The following is a 19245-nucleotide window of genomic DNA, read 5'->3' as shown; positions in this document are numbered from 1 at the left end:
CTTTTACAATATCTATCGAAATGGATAGGTGCAAAAAAGGATACGTAATGAAAACAGAATGTATTGGTGATTATGTGAAACTGAACGAGAAAACCTATCCCTGTACGGTTAGTCTCACGATGGATTTGGTGGGGGGAAAATGGAAAGCAGTTATCCTATACCATTTGCGGAACGAACCCAAACGATATAGTGAACTTCGTAAGGAAATGCCCTCTGTTACCGAAATGACCCTAAGTTTACAGTTAAAACAACTCGAGAAAGACGGATTACTATCCAGGCAAGTCTATGGCCAAAAACCACCGGTCAAGGTTGTCTATAGCCTGACTGATTTCGGGAAATCGTTTACTCCCGTTCTGGAAGCCATTACGGAATGGGGCAATAAGGTGGTCAGCGAAAAAGGCGAGTTTTTGAGCAAGTAATTTAAGACGAAGTACGAAGCCTGCTCAGGGTTTCCCTCGAAACCCCGAGGTAAGAAGCGATATACGATTTGGGAACCCGCTGGAAAAGTGAGGGGTAACTTTTGAGCATCTGCTCATACCGTTCCCTGGCAGAGCTGGTGAGCAGCGACAAAATCCGGCGTTGTAAGGCTACGTATCCGGCATTGGATTTCCGGCGGAAGAAATGTTCCATTTGATGCAGTTCCGCACAGATTTTATCCCGGTTGTGGAGGGAAAGGCACAGGACTTCCACATTTTCGATGCAATCAATAGTCAGCGTGGCGGTCGCTTCGTTAAAATAGGCCTGATAATCCGTAATCCACCAGTCTTCCCAGGCAAATTGCATGATGTGTTCTTTTCCATCATCAGGGTTGACGAAATACGCTTTCAAAAGGCCGGAAACCACGAAATAATCATTGACCACGTCATCCCCTTCCTGCACCAGAAATTGATGTTTTTTGAGCTTTTTTGTTTGAAAATGCGATAATACATAGCCAAACTCTTTATCGCTGATGGGAGTAATCGCTTCGATGTGCCGGCGTAAAATGTGGCTCACTGTAAATGATGGATTGAGGATTTAAATTGCAAAATTTACCAATTCAAATGTATCGACTTACTATTTAATCACCACATTTAATTCATTACTTAGTTTATCTTTAATATTCTTCTAAAACCTTAATAAAATACGCTCCAGTCTGTAGAAAATTATAATTTAGAATATATTGGAGAATTGCAATAAGCTGGTAGTCAGGCCAACTTTGTAGCGACCAAGCAACAAACGTATGACTTCTCAGTGGCAAGCACTTACCGACTACTAGTGGGCTGCAATTTCGGCTTATTGCAATTTCCCAACATACTCTTAACTTTTCTGACGAAAGTCATCTGAATAAATTTTTCAAAAAATATAAAAAATATCAGCCTGACTCAGTACAGGAAAAACAGTCTGTTTGGTTAATTTAAGACGACAGCGAAACAGACAATGAATAATTCAGAAACATCAGTAATTAAGAATGTGAAAATTATAAACTATAAAGTGACCAAGATGTTATAATTTTGGTGAATAAATAATTTATATCAAAAGACAAAACAAAGAAAATGATTTCCTATCGACAATCAGACGACAATGACTTTGAATTGACATTTAGAATTAAAACAAATTCTACGAGACAACTTGTGGAGAAAATTTGGGGGTGGGACAATACTGTACAGCTTGAGTTTCATAAAAGACAATTTGACCCTAATAAAATTAAAATAATAATTAACGAAAATCACGAGGTTGGTTACATTTCAACTTTGGTTAACGATTATAGTATATTTATTGAAAGTATTCTCATCGAAACATCTTTTCAAGGTAAAAAAATTGGAACTAAAGTTCTTCTCGATGTTATTAAAAATGCAATAGAACAGAAAAAAAATATTGAACTACAGGTTTTTAAAATTAATGATAGAGCTAAAAAACTCTACGAAAGCTTAAACTTTCAAACCGTTGGACAGACGGAATTGCATTATAAGATGAGATATGAAGTAAAAGCCGAGTTTAGAGATACCAATATTTTAATTTAGCACTTCAGCCCAGCTTTTACCAAAGCAGTTTTTCCGTTTGAAATAGTCCCGAGAGTGCGGTTTTCTTTCCTAACCTCACTCGTGGCCTAAATAATCTTTTGTTGTTCTAACCGTAGCGTAGAAATAATTCAATCCTGCTAAAAATGCGGTCTGAACATCTTTCGCTTTTACAGGTATTTCATTCACTTCAAGATCTTTTGTTGCACAGGCATCTGCAATAACCTCAATGGTATAACCTAGATCTTTTGCAGCCCTTACGGTGGCATCCACGCACATATGGGTCATCATCCCCGCTATGACCAAATGATTAATATCGTTCTCTTTCAAATACACCAACAATTCTGTTTCCCGAAAACTATTTGGATAATGCTTGATGATTACTTTTTCGTTTTCAAGGGGCTTTACATGTTCGTGCATTTCTGCTCCGAATGTGTCAGGGAGAAAAAAGGTGGAGCCTGCTCTTGTTGATACATGCTGAATATGTACGACAAGATCATTTTTCTTTCTAAAGCTGGTCAGGATTTCCCTGGCCCGAAGGCTTGCTTCTTCGCTTCCGACAAGCTCATTAGCTCCGTTGGGGAAATAATCGTTCTGAATATCAATTAAAATTAAAGCTGTTTTCATGGGCTTGTTCTATACGTTTGTATGAAAGGTTATAAGTAATGTGAGCTAAACTGTTAATTCATTCCTATTACCATTGTACCATTCATATTTATCGGTAATGTTTACCGATAAGGACAAAGATAAAAAATAGATTTCTACCTCTGAATCTAAATTCTACCAAAATATCGAACAAAACACATTCGGACTACTCTTTTAGAACCGCGATTTTTTCGGAAAATTGAACGATATTTTTGAGTTAACAATTTGGGATGGATGTAGACTTATCGATACGCGACGCCCTTCGCTATAGGCTTAAACCTGAAAATATAAAACGGTACTTTTGCCAAATTTTTACCTTTATTGAAAATCGCTCCCAAATGAACCTGTGCCGCCGAAACGTACATATAACCATCTGCCGTATTATAGCTTATGCCGTCTGGCCAAAGTAATTTTTCATCAGTCAGGATTGGGTGTATGCTTTTGTCTCTGGCCAGAATAACCGCTACGCTATTGGTTTCCATGGCTGTTACATATAAATTTCCTGCCTCATCAATGCTTAAGCCTCCATTATTGGGTTTCGCTGAATAGATTTCTATTTTTTGATCTAATTCTTTTTCAGGTAGGCTTTCGTTCAATAAATTGGCCATTCTTACACGATATAGCTTACTGCCATTCAATGGGGCATAATACAGCCATTCAAAATTTTTATCCACGGTAATACCGTCACAACCTACTAAAATATTTTTACCGTTTATTTCCAAAGGTTTTCCTTTGATTACTGTGGGTTTATGTTCGGGTAAAGTAGTCCTTGTCCCTTCCAATAACCTTCTGGTTTTACCGGTTTTCATATCCACCACAATCAACGCTGCGGTGCTGCCGTTGCCGCCATTTCCAATGCCTTCGTCCGCAATCACAAAAACATGGTGTCTGGTATCCACCACCAGATCATTGGGTTGAGAAGTCGGAACAACCGACGTTTCGGGCAGGTAATAAATTCGCTCCAATTGATCAGTAATGGTATTCCAGCCCACAATTTTTGGCGTGATAGCGTTTCTATGCCCCATGTCCAACATCCAGACTATACCGTTTTCATCGTTACGAATGCCTAAAACACTGCTCAGGAAATGGTCGTCTGTCTGTCTGGGCGTGTTCCATTTTTCATTTGGAAACGGAGTGGTTGTCTTACTTTTAGCATCATATCGCACTACTCTGAAAGCAGGATTGAAAAAGGGATGGTGGCTATATACCAAATCGCCCGCATAAGTGAAAGCAATGTTTCCTACAGATTGATCAACCGTGGTAAAGACCTCATAATTGACCGTTTGCGAAGAAGCATCTGCCCCTATCAGCACGCTAAGAGCTAACACATACTTCTTCACGTTTTTAAATAGATTGAATGATCTGGTCTAAAGGCAAACGCGATTTCGGATTCAGCGATGGCTGGTTGCTGTCTTCGGGATTCCTGTAACCCACAGCAACGGCAAACAACGTTTTGTAACCGTTCAGTTGAAGTATCCTGTCGTATTCTTCATTTTGAATCCCCTCCATGGGGGTGCTGTCGATTTCCATACTGGCACAGGCCGACAGGAAAAAGCCGAGTGAAAGATAGACCTGATGCTGTAGCCAGGATCTAATTTCCGTTTCGGGTAATGGTTTCAGGAAATTGTTGTAGTAATTGACCGAACCTACCGGCAAATTTTCATTAATCTGCTGCTCAAATTTTTCGACATCATCGATTGCGGTAAATACGACCAGATGGCTTGCATCCTTAATTCGTTGGGCGTTCCAGTACGAAGCATCAGCCAGTTCATTTTTTGTTTTTTCGTCTTCGATAAAAAAGACTTTCCACGGTTGACTATTAATGGATGACGGGCTTAACCGTAAAATTTCTTTTAACTGCTGCACATTACTGTCCGAAATTTTCTGGTTCGGATCATAATTTTTGGTGGTGTACCTGGTTTTGGCAAGGTCTGAAAAATGCATTGTTTTCGATTTTTGATTTAACTATACTTTTTATAGTTGCAAAACTAAGTATAGTGTCATACCTTCGCAATAATGGTCAAAAACGATAGTAACTGATGTATTGTATAGACGATAAGGAATTCCCCTGCACTACCAGCCTGACAATGAAATACATAGGCGGCAAATGGAAAGCAGTAATTCTGATTCACTTAATCGAAAAAAAACGATATAGTGAGCTAAGAAAAGCATGTAAGGTGATTACAGAGCGGACCTTAAGCCTACAACTCAAAGAAATGGAAGAAGACGGTTTGGTTAAACGGACGGTCCATACCGGCAAACCGCCCTTGAAGGTAGAATATGAACTGACCGATTTCGGCAAAACGCTTATCCCCTTACTCGAAGCCGTGGCACGCTGGGGCAGGGAAACCGCCGAGAGAAACAAGCGGATAAAGGTTGTGGAATAAACCGCTGATCCGGTAACAAACACCTTGGAGCTGTTCGAAAACGATTGGTTACGATCCTCATTTCACTCTGGCTTTCAGCCTGCTGAGCGTTTCCTGCGAAATATTGAGGTAAGAGGCTACTAGTTTATTGGAAAGACGTCTGACGATGACTGGATTCTCGGCCAGTAACAGCCGATACTTTTCGGCGGCATCCTGAATCAGAAAAGACATCAGCCGTTTGGTGTTGTTCACATACGCCTTCTCCAGATAGTAGCGATAAAATTTCTCCCACTGCGGAATTGTATCCAGTAATTGATGGAAATCTGTATGGCTAATGTAAAGCAGTTCCGTGGGTTCAACCGCCTGTATGAATTCTTCGGAAGGTTCGCTGGTAATAAAACTGACCAGAGCCGTGGCAAATTGGTTCTCGAAAGCAAAATAGCGGGTGGCTTCCTGTCCTTTTTCGTCGATGAAGCACACGCGTAAACAACCTTTGCCAACGAAGTAGGTCCGCTGGCTGGTTTATCCGTGGGTTACCACGAGTTCGTTTTTGGTTAGGGTCAGGGGCTTGAAATACGAGAGAATCGTCCTTAGTTCCTCTTCATTGACCTTGATCTGACTGGTAATGTACTGACTTAGTTGTTCGTGCATTCACTCCGTGTTACTTAAGTTACCATTTGTTCGTTACTTTTTCCGCGAGTTTACGGGCGTTAGGAATAATCAGGAAGGCAGCTCCATACGCCACGGGGAGCATGACACTCCAAGCCTTTAGAAACTTCATGCCCCAATCGGGACCAAAGCCATAGTTACGCATCAGGCCGACAAACGCCATGATCAGCGTCATCGGGATCACCACAAACAGGGTGTTGATGTACTTGAAATAATTCTTCATGGGACCAACGTTTTCGATAATTGACCCTGCAAAAGTGCCGAAGTCCGCCCGCGGAAACCTTGATGTAGATCAAAAAAGAAACAGACTGTAACGTTTCTTCTAATTACGCTAGATTGAAGCCGACAGACATCATTTGCCCGCTAGCTGTGGGGAATCAAAAAAGGGAATCGGTGCATCCTACCCAGATTCCTAAACCCGTACTACCTACCGAAAACAGTCGGCATGATGGGTAATCGTTCGCGGTGAGCTTGCTAACGCAATCGCTTTGTACTTGCTTTTGAAATTAGCATTGAAATTGTTGAGATAAAGGACATACCTCTATTCATGACTTCCCAGTATTATTTTTTAATTTTTTACGATAGGGAAGTATTCAGCAAATTGGATTGAAACCGGCCCGGCCCGCATGGGCCAAGCCTTTTCCTTCTTCGTCAGTTCAAAGAAATGAGTGATTATGCCCCCATCGGTTTGTATGCTCAGGGAAGGTTACCTTCAGTATCCGAGTCGTAACTGTATAGACCGTTTTGCTTCAACGTCGTATTACTGACAGGCATCGTAAATTTTGCCGTCGTACTTGTACGTAATGGCGTAGGCGGAACCCGCCGTCTGGGGCATATCTTATATATATTTTCGCCCTTATGAAAACTGCCCACTCCCCGCAGCCAACAGTGCAATCCGCTCATCATCCTCCACAGAAGCACCCGCAACGCCCAACGCTCCGATAACCTTACCGTCTTTTAGCAGCGTTACACCGCCACCGAAACTGATCATTCCGCCATTGGTATTTTCGATGCTGTAAATGGGCTGTCCCGGCTGTGCGATTTTGCCAAACTCATGGGAATTGAAACCGAAGAGTGCTGCCGTTCTCGCTTTCTTGATAGACACTTCAACCGGGCCTGTTACCGAATGATCCATTTTCTTGAGAGCGATCAGTACTCCGTCTTTGTTCACCACGGAAGCGACGATGGCAAAATCACCCTTTAAAGCCTCTCCAATCGCTCTGTCTATCAGCATGTTCGCCGTTTCTAGACTGATATTGCTGGTCTGAAATGTTGTCATTGTAGGATGTTTTTAAAGTTAGATAATGCTAGTTACGATACCACCCTCTACCCGAAGATTGCTTCCGTTGATGGCCCCGCTGTTTTCATCCGCCAGAAAGACTGCGGCATTCCCAATTTCTTCGGGGCGTATCAGCCTGCCGATAATGGAAGTGGGTCGGCTTGCCATAAATTTTCTTTCTGCCTCTTTTAAATCGGGGCTGTAACGTTCGGTAATGAATTTTTCGGTTCCGGTGGTCAGCGTAGGGCCGGGAAGAATGCAGTTGACGGTGACTTCCGTATTTTTGGTCAGCTCTGCCAGGTTACGGGAAAGGCTGAGCAGCATGGTCTTTGCCACGCAGTAATGGATTTTCTCGCTGTCGGGATTGATCGCAGACTCGGATGAAATAAAGATGAGCCTGCCTTTTTTCTTGTCCAGCATCTTCCGGAAATAGACTTGGGAAAGCTGCATGCCGATCATAAAATTGAGGTCTATCATCTTTTGCCAATGGACTTCCTGCAAGTCAAAGAAATCTATGTTTTCGTAATAACCCACGTTATTGACCAATACGTCCGTTTCGGGAACCTGTGTATACAGGTATTCCTTACCTTCCGGGGTTGATAAATCGGTGGCGACCGTTTGGATGCCCAATGCCGGATTTAAGGCGATAAATTCGGCTTGGGTCTGCTGCAACTGTTCATTATTACGGTCTACGATAACCAGCTCGTACTCTTTCTGAGCAAATACAGCGGCAATTCCTTTGCCTATACCTCCAGCTGCTCCCGTGACAATCACTTTTCTTTTCATTTTCCATCTTTTTAGGGAGCAAATCTGTATTAATTTTGAACTAATTGAGAGACAATCGATATAAAATCTCTATTTATTCACCAATATTGAATAATTATGATTCAATCGGTAAAAAGAACATTTGAGATATTGAATTATATCGCTGCCAACGGTAATCTGGTAAGACTGAACGATATAGCGGAAGCTGTCGGCTTACAAAATACGACCGTACACAATTTCCTGAATACCCTGAAAGAACTGGGTTATGTGGAGCAGGACGAACGTTCGCCCCGGTATCGGATTACGCCCAAAATCAGCGAACTGTACCTTCCCGATAAATCGCTGTACCAGATCAAAAGGGAGCTGAAACCGCTTATCGAAAAATTAAGTGCAGATACGGATGAAACCGCCTATTTAGCGGTTCAGTTGGGAAGCCATTTCCGGTATGAATACAAATGTGAACCCAACAAATCTGTACGCATCTCTCTGGAATTGGGCAGGGAATTTGAAATGAAGCACACCGCCATCGGTAAGGTATTTATGGCGTATTCGCCACATCTTTCCAGGGTTTTCCTGGAAGAGATGTACGATGGAAATATGGCGGCTTTCCAGGAGGAGCTGATGGGTATCAGAAAAAATGGCTATGCCCTCGATTTTGAAGAATACGAGAAAGAGTTAAACTGCGTGGCTATGCCTTATCTGTGTAAAGGACGTATTCTGGCTGTGATAGGCGTGGCAGGCCCAACATACCGGTTCCATCAGGAAGAAATGATAAAGACCTGCGAGCGAATTAAAATACTCCTGGGATAACTTTGGCCTTTCTGCCTTACTGTATATGGTAAAGATTTACACCCGCTCTCGCAATGCTTCATACTTTTGCTCTTTGGCAATGGTGATGATGAGCCGGCCATTTTTGCAGGCAATGTCCACCATATAGCCTATTTGAAAGCTGCTATCCTGTAGCCATTTGCCACTCAGCCGCAATACTGAAATAATGTTGCCATATTGCTATGGACTCTGCTGAACGCTTTATAAAATACCGGCCTGTGCGTGATGAGTTTAGTAATCTGGGGACTTGCGGTTTGCACAGTTTATTTTTTTGTTGATACAAAGCAACAGCGACCATGCTTTGCAACCTACACACCGGTCGTGTATTTTACCAAAAGCCTGTGTAAATTACCACAGATTTCGCCCGGTACATGTGCCACAAGTTAATTACGTTTACTCTATAAATAATCTATCAGAACACCTCATCACGGATGAAACGTAAGACGCATGTGTGACGTAATGGGCATAAAGCAAGATGTTCTGGCACACGATCTGGGCACGAGCCAGCAATACGGATTGCTGCTGGCGAAGGAGATCCTGGCAGATACGCTGATCTGGTCTACCAGCGTGATACTCGGTATGCTGGAAGGAATGATAAAGAATAGGCCGGATGAGGGGTTAGTGAATTTTTTTAGACACGTTTGAGAACTAAACTGTGAATGCACCAATCATAATTGCACATTCAGTCCGCTCGATAAGTTGATGGAAACCATTGAAGAGAATAAGAAGCTTTATGAACGGTTGTTGGCTGCTGGGCAGGAGAAGGTGGAGCTATTGATAATAGTTGGTGGAGAGAAAGTAATATAACAAGAGCTACACAACTCACAATTGAAAATGAATGAATGATAAAAAACTTTATATAATTGCAGGTTGCAATGGGGCAGGAAAGACGACTGCTTCATTTACGATTTTACCTGAAATTTTAGACTGTAAAGAATTTGTCAATGCCGATGAGATTGCAAAAGGCCTGTCTCCATTTCAACCGGAAAAGGTTTCGTTTGAAGCCGGGCGAATAATGTTGAACAGGATAAATGAGCTATTATCTGAAGGCGAAAGCTTTGCGTTTGAAACAACATTATCAACCAGGAGTTATAAAAGCAAAATTGTGGAGGCAAAAGAAAATGGTTATCGTGTAACCCTGTTGTTCTTTTGGCTTCAAAATATTGAATTGGCTAAGGAGCGTGTAAAAATAAGAGTGTCTGAAGGTGGACATAATATTGACCCTGAAGTAATCGAAAGAAGATACATAAAAGGCATTAAGAACTTGTTTGACCTTTATCTCCCAATTGTTGACGGGGCTTTGATTTTTGACAATTCAGAGGGCAGACACGATCTTTTAGCCGATATGACAATTGATGGTCTACTCAACATTGTGAACCAAGATAAATTCACCATTTTAAAGAATTATTATGACAACAATTGAAATACAGCTTGAAGAAAAAAATAAAATTCTCAAAGGGCTTGAAAAGGCATACGAAAAACTGATTGAATTTAAAAAGCAAAAGAATACGGAGCTTGTAATATTGCAAGGCAATAAAATTGTAAAGATCAAGCCTCAATAAATACATTCAATTTTCATTTATTCGAAGTGTTCCGTAGCACACTTCGAACTTTTGATAGAACATTGTTTGCAACGGTATTCTGGAAATCACAAGTAAAAGAAACAGTACTTATGACTTTTTATTTTTTTGCAAGTAAGTGCCCTTAGGTCAGACGTTGAACAACCTAGTAATTTCGGTCTTTCTACCTTGCTATCTTACTGTATATGGTTAAAGATTTGAATCGAACAAACTACCAAAGAACCAATTTTTCCTTTCAAATCATTCAATAAAGACAATCCTTTTTTAGCTAAACCATTGGTAAAGAATAAAATTTTTACGCAATAAAAACTTTATTCTTTAAAAAGTCTATAATCTCCTGCTGGGCAACTTTAGCTGCTTTTTCTACGGACGTTTGTAGTAAAAAGGCATGGCGTGTGTTGGGGTAAAAGGAGTAGGTTACAGCAACCGATGCCGTCAGCATCTTTTCGAATAACTGTCTTCCGTCATCACGCAAGGGATCTTCATCAGAAGCGATAATTAAGGTCGGGGGATAATGCTCAAAATTATTTTTCAGAACAGACGCAAAACGGTTTTCGCCAGTATCAGCGTCTCCAAGATATCTGTCCCAGAGCCATTTCATCAGGTCTTTTGTGAGCCCATAGCCATCAGCAAATTGCTGATAAGATGACGTTTCAAAATCATAGTTCAAGGGCGGATAGGCAACCGCTATGCCTTTCAGCATCCTGTTGTTTTCTTTTGCTTTTTGAGCTAATGCCAAAGCAAGATTCCCACCGGAACTATCCCCGCAAACCGCAATATTTTGAGCATCGGCATTAATGGCTTTGGCGTTATCCAATATCCATTGAAAAGCAGTGAAAGCATCATCCACCGCAGCCGGGAATACATGCTCCGGTGCAAGACGATAATCTACGGCAATGACCATAAAACTACCATCCGAAGCCAAACGCCTACAAACATCATCATGCGTATCTAAATCTCCTCGTAACCAACCTCCACCATGCAAAAAAATAAGTACCGGTAGTGCATATACGGCTTCGTTATTTCTGTAAATCCTGACTTGCAACGTTTCATCAATAGACTGATTGACAACAAGGTTTATCGGAACTTGTTCTTTTGTTGCCCATTGACGGGCTGCATCCACCAATGCCTTCCGGGATTCTGTTACGTTCAACTTTTCCATAATTTAGTTGTCTGTGGTACCATTTTGTGCAAATTTGCTCACGAGGTACGTAAAAAGTCATCACACACTTTTTTGTGCTATACTTACTTTTAGGGAAGCGTTGAAAAGTTATTGATATGCCAGAGTTCAAGCACGACGGAAAACTGTATTACAACCCCATAGAGTTTGCATTGTCTCATATAGGCGGGACGTGGAAAATGCCTATTCTGTGGCGTTTGAGAACCAAGACGATGCGTTATGGTGAACTAAAGAAAGACATTCCGCATATCACCCACAAGATGCTGTCCACCCAACTAAAAGATTTAGAAGCCCATGGATTAATCCGGCGGGAAGTATATGCGGAAGTGCCTCCGAAAGTGGAATATAGCATTACCGAAAAGGGAAAAGAAGCCCTTCCCGTAGTAGAAACACTTATCGACTATGGTAAAAAACTGATGGCCGCATACGAGATTGAATATCCTTAGAAGATGCGAAGGATTGACTCACTAGAACCCCAAAGCCATCATTGCTGATCTTTTCGGGTATCGGCCGTGTTGACCTGTCAGGAAAGTCCGCCATCGCAGGGCAAAATTTTCCCGGTCATATAGTCGTTCTGGGCGAGAAAAAGAATAGCGTGGGCAATATCTTCCGGTCTTCCAATTCTGCCGACTGCAATTTGTGAGGCATAGCCTTCAAAAGCCTGTTGCTTACTATCTGCTGGCATAAAATCCCACCAGGGCGTGTCCACTACTCCGGGCGAAACGGCATTGATGCGGACAGGTGCAATTTCTTTGGCAATAATGGGCACCATCATTTCCAACGCCCCATTTACCGAACCAATTCCTGACGTACCGGGAAACTTTGCAGTAGCGGTAATAGCGGTAACCAGTGTAATGCTTCCTGCCGGATTCATAAACGGAATGGCTGATTTCAAGGTGTTGAGATGCGGCCAGTATTTTTCTTCAAAACCTTTCCGTAAATCGTCCAGCGAAAGTTCCGTAAAGTTTCCCAAGCCTTTGTTGCTGCCTAAAGAGATAACCAAATGGTCGATATTTCCCAGGGATTGAAAAAATGCCTGCAATGCTTCGGGGTTAGTGCTGTCCACCTCGGCAGTTTGTAATCCTTTTGCGGATGCGGATCTCCGTTTCTCTGCATCTCTTCCCGTTACCGTAACGCTTGCACCTTTGTTCAGAAACAACAACGCAGTGGATAATCCAATACCGGACGTACCTCCGGCAATAACGATTTTTTTGTGCTCTAAAGTCATCATTTTTGCTTTTAAAAGTTGGAACAAAATTGCTACCCCAACCATGCAAAAACATTGACCTGATACGGCCTTTTATATACTCAATTATTCATTTTCCGGAACGTGAGCGGTGTTTCTCCTGTATAGCTTTTAAAGAAACGGTTGAACGAGGCCGGTTCTGAAAAATCAAGTTTATAGGCAATCTCCGCCACGGAATGATCGGTGTACCGTAACAGTGATTTCGCTTCCTGCAAAAGCATTTCCCTGATGGCCTCGGAAGCGGTATGGCCGGAATGTTCCTTTACGGTTTTATTGAGATGATTGGCACTTACACCCAACATTTCCGCATAATCCGACACTTGTCTTTTGGTTAAATAGTGTATGGCTACCAATTTTCTGAAACGGCTGGCCAACCGGTAACTTTCCGGTTTATCTTCACTTTCATCACCAATAGTTTGCTTTTCATAGCTTCTTTTTGCCTCTAAAAGCAAGAGATACAGATACATTCGGATGGCCTTTTCCCGACCTGTTTTCGTACTTTGCAGTTCGGCATTCATTTTCATCAACAGCTCAACCATTCCCTCCAGCTCATCGGCTGAAACCTGAAAAACAGGTGTTCCCGAAAGATTGTAGAACGGAAATTCATCTGTTATTTTTATGGATGGAATCAGATCGTTCAGAAAATCAGCATTGAATAGGATATAGTAACCGAACGTATCGGCAGAAAAATTGCTTTTCGAAAAAATCTGGTTAGGAAATGTGAACGCCAGCGTCCGGGCCTTGTTAGGAAAACGGTCCAACCCAATTTGCATGTCCAATGAGCCTTGCACGGTAATACTCACCCTGTAAAAATCAGATTTTAAAGGACCGATAGAACGGATCAGACCTTCGCTGGAATAGATTTCAAAGCCCTCAATCGTTTTAGCTTTTTCGATATGATTGTACCCGAAGGAGGCTAGTCCATCATCTTGCCGATGAACGGATTTAAACTTTTTCAGGTCGTATTTTGGAATATCTGTAACCACTTTTTTCATCACAGACAACTATCAAATTTTCCAGTCCTTAAAATCACTGCTAATTTTTTCTTTAAACTCATTCATAATCAGACTAAGGCAGACGTTCTTCGGATTATAAAAAATGAACTGGAACGCTTCAAGAATAACCCTGATTTACAGTAGTTCAATAAGCAAGAACAGTTTAGGTATTACCTTGGTTTGTTCATCAATTTTCTGTGCTTCCCTCCCCAATCACTCAATTGTGACCAAATAGGCACTAACTCTTTAGCAATACTTGTTAGTTCATAATCTACTCTGGGAGGCACTTCCGCATGTACGGTACGCTTGACCAAACCTTCCTTTTCAAGCTCTCTCAACTGTAGCGTAAGCATTCGTTCTGTAATCCCGTTAATTCTGTCCCGGAGCTCACTGAAACGCAATTTCCCATTTTCAAGCTTGCAAAGAATCAGCAATTTCCATCGCCCGCCAATCATACAAACGGCATAGGTCAAATCACAGCTTTCAACGATGTAGTTTTCGTTCAACAAATTGGTTGACGTTTCTTTTCGCTTACTCATTACTTACAAATTTGTCTGTACCATACAAATAGCTGTATACTATGCAAAAATAGTGGTTGCTCGATAGGTTTGTGGGGTCAATTCAAATAAGTTAATGATGCACAAACAGGTTCTTACTTTCATCGCCAGTCTAGTAATCCTAAGCAGTTCGGCTCAAACGACTTTGTTAGAAAAGAAACTAGACGACTTATCCAATCGACTTATAGCAAACAAAGAAGTCGTGGGAATGAATGTGTTGCTGATGAAGGACGGCAACGTTTTATACAATAAAGCCTTTGGTTATGCCAATGTATCAACCAAACAGCCCTTACAGACCGACCATATTTTCCGCATTGCATCGCAAACCAAAGCCATCACCAGCCTTGCCGCACTGATGCTTTGGGAAGAGGGAAAATTCCTGTTGGACGACCCCTTATCCAAATACATCCCGGCGTTCAAAAATCCCAAAGTACTGGACCAATTCAATCCCGCCGACAGTAGTTACACGACCGTTCCGGCACAAAGGGAAATCACCATTCGGGATTTGTTCCGCCACACTTCAGGTATAGCCTACCCTGTATTTTCGGGCAATCGCATCATCAATGCCGTGTATGCCAAAGCAGGCATTGGAACTGGCATCGGCAGCAAGGGTATTTTAAAAGATCAAATGTTATTGCTCGCTAAACAACCCCTATTTCATCAACCGGGCGTATCATTTACCTACGGTTTGAATGATGATGTGCTGGGTTACCTGATAGAGATCTGGAGCGGTATGTCACTGGATACATTTCTTCAATCACGAATTTTTGAGCCGCTGGGAATGAGGGACACGTATTTCCACCTCCCCCAATCAAAAGCCAAGCGATTGGTTGGACTGTCGGTAAAAGATAAAGATGGAAAATTCAGCGAGGTAAGTGCCCCCATCTATGAGGGCAATGATCCGGGTTATCCATTAGCTGACGGTATTTACCGCTCTGGGGGAGCTGGCTTGGTTTCTACCACGGCTGATTATGCCAAATTTTTGAGCCTCTTCCTCAACAAAGGATACGTAGGCAACAAGCGAGTGATTGGTTCAAAAACGTTAGCACTTCTATTGACCAACCAACTCCCGGATGAGATCAAAAGACCTTCCGGGCTACAGTTCGGCCTTGGGGTTGCCCTGGTTACCGACCACAATAAGTACCTGCAATCGCCTTCTACGGGGTCATTCTATTGGGGTGGTATTTTCAATACCCATTATTGGGTTGATCAGCAGCAGCACCTGATCGGCTTGGTCTATACCCAGCAGTACGATGCCTATTCTGAAGACATAGGCCACTTGTTCAAGAATGTCATCTATGCTTCACTAGACAACTGATGCAACATCAATTAGTATACATGCAGCTCAACGTATTGAACTTGAGCCCGTACTTAATAAGCAATGAAAAAATACGCATACATAGGAGCATTGGGGTTTTTAGCGGTTATTACTACCGAATTTGGCATCATCGGTATCTTGCCGCAAGTGGCAGCACATTACCAGATCAGCATTGATACAGCAGGGTATTTATTGGGTGCTTTTGCACTGGTCATCGCCCTTACGGGACCTTTTATGACCTTGCTGGCCTCAGGCTTTGATCGCAGGAAAGTGATGCTGACTGCTATTTTAATTTTTCTCGTTACGGGCGTTGTATCTTCTTTTTCACCGCCCTTTTGGTTGTTGATGTTCGTCAGGATACTGCCAGCCTTTTTACAGCCGGTTTATATCGCAACGGCTTTATCCGTAGCGGTTTCGCAAGGCAATAAACAGAACGAGAACGAACTGATGAGTATCGTATTCAGTGGCGTCGCCATTGCCATGGTAACCACCGTTCCATTCGCTACGTATATAGCTAGCCGTTTTTCCTGGGAATATTCGTTTATGGTGCAGGCCATGATCAGCGTGGTGGCTTTGCTGGCTATCTATTTCGTACTGCCACCTATGCCCGTAAACCAAAAAGAGTCCTACGGAAGCCAGTTGCAAATACTGACCAAACCAACGTTCATGGTCAGCACTGCGATGAATTTCTTTATGATTTCGGCGTGGTTTTCCACCTATAGTTACTTTGCCGATTACCTGAATAAAGCCAAAGGTATGGACAGCACCATGGTTAGTTATATGTTGTTTGTATTTGGCATTATCGGTGTACTTGCCAACTGGGCGGCCGGTAAAATGCTGAATAAGAACATCCCCTATACCGTCGCCTTTTTTCTTTCAGGGACCATCATCGTGCCTATACTGTTGCACGTTTCGGGAGGCAACACGATGGCTACCATCCTGGTAATCGCCTTGTGGGGGTTTCTGTATTCGCCCAGTTTTCTGAATGCGTCTACCTACATGATTTCTTCCGCACCGGAAGCCATGGCATTTGCCAACAGCCTGGCTACGTCATTTGGCAACTTGGGTGTAACCGTGGGAACGACCGTGGGAGGTTGGATCATTGTTTCTAAAGGGGTGCAGTTCACGCCTTGGATCACCGTTGTATTTGGTATGCTTGCTTTTACAATGATCGTTTTACGCCAATACCTGGAAAGAAGGGAATTGCTTCAACCTGACAAAGTTTCGCCATAAGGCACGGTTTACCGAGATTATACAGAGAAAGCCTACATAGTATTTTTAGGCTTTTCATGAGTGAGCAACGATTATGAATTTTATAATTGAATATTTCCAAACCAATAATCATCTATAGCTGTCCAGAGTCGACGTCTTATTGGGGCCGTGCCATTCTATCCCTGCATTTCTTTTCGTATTTCCCTCATCCCTTTGCCAAAGTGGTTTTTCATCATTCTGTTGAGATGGCTGCTGTCCGTAAATCCTAAGTCAAGAGCGATTTCCTGTATGGGTGTATCGGTAAATTTTGCTCTTGATTGGGCAATCCGAAGTTTGGACTTTAATACATAATCCTGAAATCGCTCCGAGGCATTGCGTTTAAAGTATTCGCTAAAGTACGTTTCCGCGATGTGAAATTTTTGAGACAAGTACTTGACAGCTAATTTTTCAGGGTCAAGAATATTAAAGCTGATGAAGTTGAGTAAATCAGTAAACTTTTGGTCATTGAACGTTCGTCCATCCCAGGCTCGCTGCTGGATATTCCTGCAAATGACCGCCAGCACAGCAACTAACGTATTCTGGATTACGAATGCGGAGCAGGTTTCTTGCTTATCATACTCATAGCGTATCACCTCTAGAAGCCTTTTCAATTGTGCTTTCTCTTCAGGATGGTCAATTAGCTCACCGGCAAGATGGGTGTGATTGCCTATAATGAAATTCAAACGGCTAAACCAATGGCTATAATCTACCGTTTTTTTGAGGTCGGCTAAGAAATAATTTCCCGTAAAACGTACAAACAGAAAGCGGGTCTTTTCTTCGATCACGTACGTATGGCACTTCGCAGCAGGTAAAAGAAATATACCGTTTTTCTGATAGGGATATTTGATATAGTTAACACTATGAAGGCCCTTACCCTCCAGGATGTACGCCAGTTCAAAAAAGTTGTTTTTCCTGTTTCTCTCTTTCCATTCGCTGTATTCGGCAATCTCGATAGCAAACGTATCACTGAGCTGTTTCATAGTATAAAGGTACGCATTTGAACAGCTTTCCTGCCCATATCCCATTAGGATACTGTTTTTCCCCATTTCTTTACGGCTCCGCGAAGGGGGTCTGTTCTAACTTTGTTTCTTACAAAAACAACGCAATGAACTATCAAGAAATAGCCAGGGAAACCATCGGCTACCTCTATCAATCTCACGCGAGCATACGCCGGTCGGGATTAGACAACACGCTAATCGCTCTGGCAGAATTGAGAACCTCACAGCTAAACGGATGCTCGTATTGCTGTAGCTTCCACGCCAATGAGCTTCGCGAAATGGGTGTTTCCCAAAATCTCATCGACAAAATTCCCGGCTACCAGCACTCCGTATCGTTTGACGAAAAGCAGCAGCTTGTACTCCAGTGGACAGATGCGGTCTGTTCCCTTTCTCCTAATCTGGAGAAAATCAAAAACGACCTCGGAAAACTGTTTTCAGAAAAGGAAATTGTGGAGCTGACGGCCAGCATAGCCCTTATGAATGCACTCAACAGGCTTCGTATTACACTGGGAGAAAAATTTTAAACGATTGACAGATGAAAGCCGTACAATTACATCAGTTCGGGATAAAAAACTTACAAGTAATAGAAATCCCGAAACCAAGTCCCAAGCGTGGTGAAGTTTTGGTAAGGATAAAAGCCGTATCGCTCAATTACCTGGACGTATTATTGACAAGCGGCAATTTTTATAAAGACCTCCCCCCACTGCCCTATACGCCGGCATCCGACGGAGCGGGCACGATCGAGGCCCTAGGCGAAGACGTAAGTACATGGAAAGTAGGTGACCGGGTAGCCGTCCAATACGTGCAGAACTGGGTGAAAGGAGATTTTCAAAAAGAATACCACACCAGGGTAGCCTGGCAAACACAAGGCGTTTTGGCCGAATACGTTTGTCTGCCCGAATATGGCATTGTGAAGGCACCCGACAACTTAAGTTTTGAAGAAGTTTCTACATTGCCCATTGCAGCCGTAACGGCCTGGCACGCCCTCATCAATCAGGCCCACCTCCAACCCGGGCAAACCGTACTTACTCAAGGTACGGGGGGCGTTTCTATTTTTGCGTTGCAACTGGCCAAGGCAGCCGGAGCCAAAGTAATCGCTACCACCAGCACCCGGGAAAAAGAACGGAAATTGTTGGAACTGGGAGCAGATGCCGTCATCAATTATACTGCACACCCCGAATGGCACCAGGAAGTCCTGCGGCTTAACAACGGCGAGGGTGTAGAGGTTACCCTGGATATTGCAGGGACAAAAACCATAGAACAGTCGTTACTATCACTCAAAGAAAACGGCTTTCTAGCAACTGCCGGATTTATATCAGGGTCGGCATTACCCATTGACATTCACAAGCATTCCATCAATTTGTCTTTTATACGTATTCAGGGCTTGGCGACGGGGAGTGCGGAAAGTTTTTCAAAAATGAACCGTGCCATTGAGGTCAACCATATTCATCCCGTCATTGATACCGTTTATACCCTGGAAGAGGTCAAAGAAGCCTATCAAAGGATAGAAAAAGGGGATATGGTGGGGAAAATCGTTATTTCAGTATAACAGGCATTCTTCCGGTTTAGCA

The 19245-nt window shown here is 42.7% G+C and carries 25 protein-coding genes and 1 pseudogene; 11 read left to right on the top strand and 15 right to left on the bottom strand.

Annotated features, from left to right (window positions below; translation table 11 throughout):
* Positions 1 to 47: 47 nt before the first annotated feature.
* A complete protein-coding gene (locus BWI96_RS10180; RefSeq protein WP_106636541.1) occupies positions 48 to 419 on the top strand; it encodes a helix-turn-helix domain-containing protein in 372 nt (123 codons plus the stop codon).
* Between the two features lies 1 nt (position 420).
* On the opposite strand, the gene BWI96_RS10175 is transcribed toward BWI96_RS10180, so the two are convergent.
* Positions 421 to 993, bottom strand: a complete 573-nt coding sequence (locus BWI96_RS10175; RefSeq protein ID WP_106636540.1) for a Crp/Fnr family transcriptional regulator — start codon at positions 991 to 993, stop codon at positions 421 to 423.
* Positions 994 to 1532: 539 nt separating this feature from the next.
* Between BWI96_RS10175 and BWI96_RS10170 the strand changes: the two genes are divergently transcribed.
* Complete coding sequence (locus BWI96_RS10170) at positions 1533 to 2000, top strand: N-acetyltransferase (RefSeq protein WP_106636539.1); 468 nt, start codon at positions 1533 to 1535, stop codon at positions 1998 to 2000.
* A gap of 75 nt (positions 2001 to 2075) precedes the next feature.
* Here BWI96_RS10170 and BWI96_RS10165 read toward each other — a convergent pair whose 3' ends face one another.
* The 3 genes from BWI96_RS10165 to BWI96_RS10155 form a co-directional block, all read right to left on the bottom strand.
* Positions 2076 to 2624, bottom strand: coding sequence for a cysteine hydrolase family protein (locus BWI96_RS10165; RefSeq protein ID WP_106636538.1), 549 nt, complete (start codon positions 2622 to 2624; stop codon positions 2076 to 2078).
* 260 nt (positions 2625 to 2884) lie between these two features.
* A complete protein-coding gene (locus tag BWI96_RS10160; protein WP_106636537.1) occupies positions 2885 to 3982 on the bottom strand; it encodes an L-dopachrome tautomerase-related protein in 1098 nt (365 codons plus the stop codon).
* A gap of 4 nt (positions 3983 to 3986) precedes the next feature.
* Positions 3987 to 4586: a nitroreductase family protein gene (locus tag BWI96_RS10155; protein ID WP_106636536.1), complete on the bottom strand. Its 600-nt coding sequence runs from the start codon at positions 4584 to 4586 to the stop codon at positions 3987 to 3989.
* 143 nt (positions 4587 to 4729) lie between these two features.
* On the opposite strand from BWI96_RS10155, the gene BWI96_RS10150 reads away from it, so the two are divergent.
* Positions 4730 to 5029, top strand: coding sequence for a helix-turn-helix domain-containing protein (locus tag BWI96_RS10150; RefSeq protein ID WP_232793674.1), 300 nt, complete (start codon positions 4730 to 4732; stop codon positions 5027 to 5029).
* A 57-nt stretch (positions 5030 to 5086) separates the two neighbouring features.
* On the opposite strand, the pseudogene BWI96_RS10145 reads toward BWI96_RS10150, so the two are convergent.
* The 5 genes and pseudogenes from BWI96_RS10145 to BWI96_RS10130 form a co-directional block, all read right to left on the bottom strand.
* Positions 5087 to 5512, bottom strand: a pseudogene (locus tag BWI96_RS10145) (Crp/Fnr family transcriptional regulator); the annotation flags it as partial.
* An 18-nt stretch (positions 5513 to 5530) separates the two neighbouring features.
* A complete protein-coding gene (locus BWI96_RS22865) occupies positions 5531 to 5659 on the bottom strand; it encodes a hypothetical protein (RefSeq protein ID WP_255400685.1) in 129 nt (42 codons plus the stop codon).
* Positions 5660 to 5678: 19 nt separating this feature from the next.
* Positions 5679 to 5900 carry a DUF2798 domain-containing protein gene (locus BWI96_RS10140; protein WP_106636534.1) on the bottom strand — a complete coding sequence of 74 codons (222 nt, stop codon included), beginning with the start codon at positions 5898 to 5900 and terminating at the stop codon, positions 5679 to 5681.
* 633 nt (positions 5901 to 6533) lie between these two features.
* Complete coding sequence (locus BWI96_RS10135; RefSeq protein WP_106636533.1) at positions 6534 to 6956, bottom strand: heme-binding protein; 423 nt, start codon at positions 6954 to 6956, stop codon at positions 6534 to 6536.
* Between the two features lie 18 nt (positions 6957 to 6974).
* Positions 6975 to 7742, bottom strand: coding sequence for an SDR family NAD(P)-dependent oxidoreductase (locus BWI96_RS10130; RefSeq protein ID WP_106636532.1), 768 nt, complete (start codon positions 7740 to 7742; stop codon positions 6975 to 6977).
* A gap of 96 nt (positions 7743 to 7838) precedes the next feature.
* On the opposite strand from BWI96_RS10130, the gene BWI96_RS10125 reads away from it, so the two are divergent.
* The gene (locus BWI96_RS10125; protein WP_106636531.1) at positions 7839 to 8531 is read left to right on the top strand and encodes an IclR family transcriptional regulator; all 693 of its coding nucleotides are present in this window, start codon (positions 7839 to 7841) and stop codon (positions 8529 to 8531) included.
* A 36-nt stretch (positions 8532 to 8567) separates the two neighbouring features.
* Here BWI96_RS10125 and BWI96_RS23265 read toward each other — a convergent pair whose 3' ends face one another.
* A complete protein-coding gene (locus BWI96_RS23265) occupies positions 8568 to 8705 on the bottom strand; it encodes a SymE family type I addiction module toxin (RefSeq protein ID WP_157830297.1) in 138 nt (45 codons plus the stop codon).
* A 682-nt stretch (positions 8706 to 9387) separates the two neighbouring features.
* On the opposite strand from BWI96_RS23265, the gene BWI96_RS10110 reads away from it, so the two are divergent.
* Together BWI96_RS10110 and BWI96_RS21880 are read left to right on the top strand one after the other, a co-directional pair.
* The gene (locus BWI96_RS10110; protein WP_106636528.1) at positions 9388 to 9972 is read left to right on the top strand and encodes a zeta toxin family protein; all 585 of its coding nucleotides are present in this window, start codon (positions 9388 to 9390) and stop codon (positions 9970 to 9972) included.
* Complete coding sequence (locus BWI96_RS21880; protein ID WP_198555215.1) at positions 9959 to 10111, top strand: hypothetical protein; 153 nt, start codon at positions 9959 to 9961, stop codon at positions 10109 to 10111. Before BWI96_RS10110 ends, BWI96_RS21880 begins: the two co-directional genes overlap by 14 nt.
* 313 nt (positions 10112 to 10424) lie before the next feature.
* Here the strand turns inward: BWI96_RS21880 and BWI96_RS10105 are convergent, their stop codons facing one another.
* Positions 10425 to 11291, bottom strand: coding sequence for an alpha/beta hydrolase (locus BWI96_RS10105; RefSeq protein WP_106636527.1), 867 nt, complete (start codon positions 11289 to 11291; stop codon positions 10425 to 10427).
* 116 nt (positions 11292 to 11407) lie between these two features.
* Here BWI96_RS10105 and BWI96_RS10100 point away from each other — a divergent pair, with 116 nt between their 5' ends.
* Positions 11408 to 11755: a helix-turn-helix domain-containing protein gene (locus tag BWI96_RS10100; protein WP_106636526.1), complete on the top strand. Its 348-nt coding sequence runs from the start codon at positions 11408 to 11410 to the stop codon at positions 11753 to 11755.
* 77 nt (positions 11756 to 11832) lie between these two features.
* Here the strand turns inward: BWI96_RS10100 and BWI96_RS10095 are convergent, their stop codons facing one another.
* From BWI96_RS10095 to BWI96_RS10085, 3 genes are all read right to left on the bottom strand, one after another.
* Complete coding sequence (locus tag BWI96_RS10095; protein WP_198555214.1) at positions 11833 to 12540, bottom strand: SDR family oxidoreductase; 708 nt, start codon at positions 12538 to 12540, stop codon at positions 11833 to 11835.
* A gap of 77 nt (positions 12541 to 12617) precedes the next feature.
* Positions 12618 to 13550: an AraC family transcriptional regulator gene (locus BWI96_RS10090; protein ID WP_106636524.1), complete on the bottom strand. Its 933-nt coding sequence runs from the start codon at positions 13548 to 13550 to the stop codon at positions 12618 to 12620.
* Positions 13551 to 13720: 170 nt separating this feature from the next.
* Complete coding sequence (locus BWI96_RS10085; RefSeq protein ID WP_106636523.1) at positions 13721 to 14089, bottom strand: helix-turn-helix domain-containing protein; 369 nt, start codon at positions 14087 to 14089, stop codon at positions 13721 to 13723.
* A gap of 94 nt (positions 14090 to 14183) precedes the next feature.
* Here BWI96_RS10085 and BWI96_RS10080 point away from each other — a divergent pair, with 94 nt between their 5' ends.
* Both BWI96_RS10080 and BWI96_RS10075 read left to right on the top strand, forming a co-directional pair.
* On the top strand, positions 14184 to 15425 hold the full coding sequence (locus BWI96_RS10080; protein ID WP_106636522.1) for a serine hydrolase: 1242 nt from the start codon (positions 14184 to 14186) through the stop codon (positions 15423 to 15425).
* Positions 15426 to 15488: 63 nt separating this feature from the next.
* Entirely contained in the window at positions 15489 to 16658 is a 1170-nt protein-coding gene (locus BWI96_RS10075; RefSeq protein WP_106636521.1) for an MFS transporter, read from the top strand.
* Positions 16659 to 16813: 155 nt separating this feature from the next.
* On the opposite strand, the gene BWI96_RS10070 is transcribed toward BWI96_RS10075, so the two are convergent.
* On the bottom strand, positions 16814 to 17656 hold the full coding sequence (locus tag BWI96_RS10070; RefSeq protein WP_157830296.1) for an AraC family transcriptional regulator: 843 nt from the start codon (positions 17654 to 17656) through the stop codon (positions 16814 to 16816).
* Between the two features lie 125 nt (positions 17657 to 17781).
* Between BWI96_RS10070 and BWI96_RS10065 the strand changes: the two genes are divergently transcribed.
* Complete coding sequence (locus tag BWI96_RS10065) at positions 17782 to 18198, top strand: carboxymuconolactone decarboxylase family protein (RefSeq protein ID WP_106636519.1); 417 nt, start codon at positions 17782 to 17784, stop codon at positions 18196 to 18198.
* A gap of 11 nt (positions 18199 to 18209) precedes the next feature.
* On the top strand, positions 18210 to 19223 hold the full coding sequence (locus BWI96_RS10060; RefSeq protein ID WP_106636518.1) for an NAD(P)-dependent alcohol dehydrogenase: 1014 nt from the start codon (positions 18210 to 18212) through the stop codon (positions 19221 to 19223).
* The last annotated feature ends 22 nt before the right edge of the window (positions 19224 to 19245 follow it).

The organism is Siphonobacter sp. SORGH_AS_0500, from assembly GCF_002838835.1.
Classification (GTDB): domain Bacteria; phylum Bacteroidota; class Bacteroidia; order Cytophagales; family Spirosomataceae; genus Siphonobacter.
The sequence above is the reverse complement of the archived record's forward strand: the minus strand, read 5'-3'. Positions and strand labels throughout refer to the sequence as shown.